3 protein-coding genes are annotated in these 1,576 nt (G+C 67.6%); all 3 read right to left on the minus strand.

The genetic code is table 11. The annotated features are described in order from the left end of the window. Positions 1 to 15: 15 nt before the first annotated feature. Entirely contained in the window at positions 16 to 273 is a 258-nt protein-coding gene (locus AOK24_RS39065) for an acyl carrier protein (protein ID WP_055724675.1), read from the minus strand. Positions 274 to 322: 49 nt separating this feature from the next. Continuing rightward, positions 323 to 469, minus strand: a complete 147-nt coding sequence (locus tag AOK24_RS48920) for a hypothetical protein (RefSeq protein ID WP_159052147.1) — start codon at positions 467 to 469, stop codon at positions 323 to 325. Between the two features lie 339 nt (positions 470 to 808). Continuing rightward, the gene (locus AOK24_RS39070; RefSeq protein WP_055724676.1) at positions 809 to 1,372 is read right to left on the minus strand and encodes an MBL fold metallo-hydrolase; all 564 of its coding nucleotides are present in this window, start codon (positions 1,370 to 1,372) and stop codon (positions 809 to 811) included. Positions 1,373 to 1,576 lie beyond the last annotated feature (204 nt).

The raw sequence follows: 1,576 nt of genomic DNA on the forward strand, positions 1-1,576 counted from the left end.
GGTGGGGGTGCCGGGTCAGCCGGCGGTGCGGGCGCGGACGACCGCCGCCAGCGCGTCGGCGGTCTTGGACCGGAACAGGTCCCGGACCGTCACCCGCACGCCGAACCGGGTGCTGATGAGGGACACGGCACGTGCCGCGGTGAGCGAGTCGCCGCCGATCGCGAGGAATTCACTCCCGGTCTCGGGGTCGGTCCGCGCGCCCAGCACCTCCCGGAAGATCCCGGCTATCTGGCGTGCGGCCTCGGCGTGGCTGGGTCCGGCTTCGGTGGTCATGTTCTTCTCCTATTGCGCTGCTTTTCGGTTTCCGGTGTTCCCGCGGAAATCAGCCACCCCAGGCGCTGTCGGCGAGGGTGTAGCTGACATGGACCGGCTGCGGGTGCACGGCGGTGGCAGTGGCGGAGAAACTCCACAGCAGAACGGAAGCGGCAATCGTGAGGAGGAGTGCGGATGTCGGGATTCGGACAAACATGGGGGGTCAACTCCACGGAGGGGGTTTCCTTTGCGACGCCCTCAACTGTTGCCCACAGACGCGTTTTCGCCGAGACCGGACGTGCTTCACCAAGCTGCCAGGCAGGAAAGCGAGGCGGGTTCATAACGGACCAAACGGAGAGATTCGCCGCACAGTGGATAGGGTGTGTGGCGGAAATTCCCCGACCTCTGCGGAAAAGGTGCAGACCTGGTAAGGAAAGCCCCGGTAGTGGCGATTGCGGAATACAGAAACTTATTTACAAAAGCTTCCGGAATCGCCGTGCGCCGAGGTAAGAGAATGAGCCATTCGGCGGTCCGGTAAACGGAGACGAACCCCGGTTCAGACGGGGGTCCCCGCGTCCGGCACGAACGCGGCGCCGTGTCCCGGCACGATCAGCGCGGGTTCCATCGCCAGCACCTTCGCCCGCGACTCGTGCAGCAGGTCGGCGCTGGCCGCGAACGGGTCCTCCACCGGACCCTCCGCGCTCCACCACAGGTGCGTGAAGACGACCAGCCCGTCCCGCGTCTCCACCAGCGTGCTGATGTCCTCGGCGGTGTGCCCGGGCGTCGCGGCGAGCCGGACCGACGGCGACAGGAAGAGCCCGTCGGCCGGCCGGTCGGTCCATACGTCGTTCTGGTAGGTCGCCCAGTGGTCGTGGAACCGGGCCACCGGGAACAGCGCCGCGTTCAGCGTGTGGTCGGGGTGGTGGTGGCTGAACACGACGTCCGTGACCTGGGCGGGCCCGAGGCCCTCCGCGGCGAGCGGGTCGAGGATCAGCCCCCGGTCGGCGACCATGCCCGGGTCCACGACGACCACGGTGTCGCCGTCGCGCACGAGGCTCACCGTGCTGGCGGTGCGCGGTCCGACGTAACCGGACGTCAGGACGCGGAAGGTGGCGCTCATTTCCGCACCCTAGCCGCCGGGTGCCATGGCGCACAGGGGTGTGCGTGGGCTGAAAGCGATCCCCCGGGACAGTTGATGTTGTGCAAATTGTTGACGGCGATGAGAAAACAGCCCTAGATTCCGTGCGCTCCCCCCTACCCCGACAGGAGCCCACACCTCATGCGAACCCGCCCCCGCACCGCCCTGACGGCCGTAACGCTCAGC

This window comes from Streptomyces niveiscabiei (assembly GCF_001419795.1).
GTDB lineage: Bacteria > Actinomycetota > Actinomycetes > Streptomycetales > Streptomycetaceae > Streptomyces > Streptomyces niveiscabiei.

Excerpts from the sequence above, each read along its gene's own strand:
- AOK24_RS39065 (WP_055724675.1), bottom strand. The coding sequence starts at position 273 with ATGACCACCGAAGCCGGACCCAGCCACGCCGAGGCCGCACGCCAGATA.
- AOK24_RS39070 (WP_055724676.1), bottom strand. The coding sequence starts at position 1,372 with ATGAGCGCCACCTTCCGCGTCCTGACGTCCGGTTACGTCGGACCGCGC.
- AOK24_RS48920 (WP_159052147.1), bottom strand. The coding sequence starts at position 469 with ATGTTTGTCCGAATCCCGACATCCGCACTCCTCCTCACGATTGCCGCT.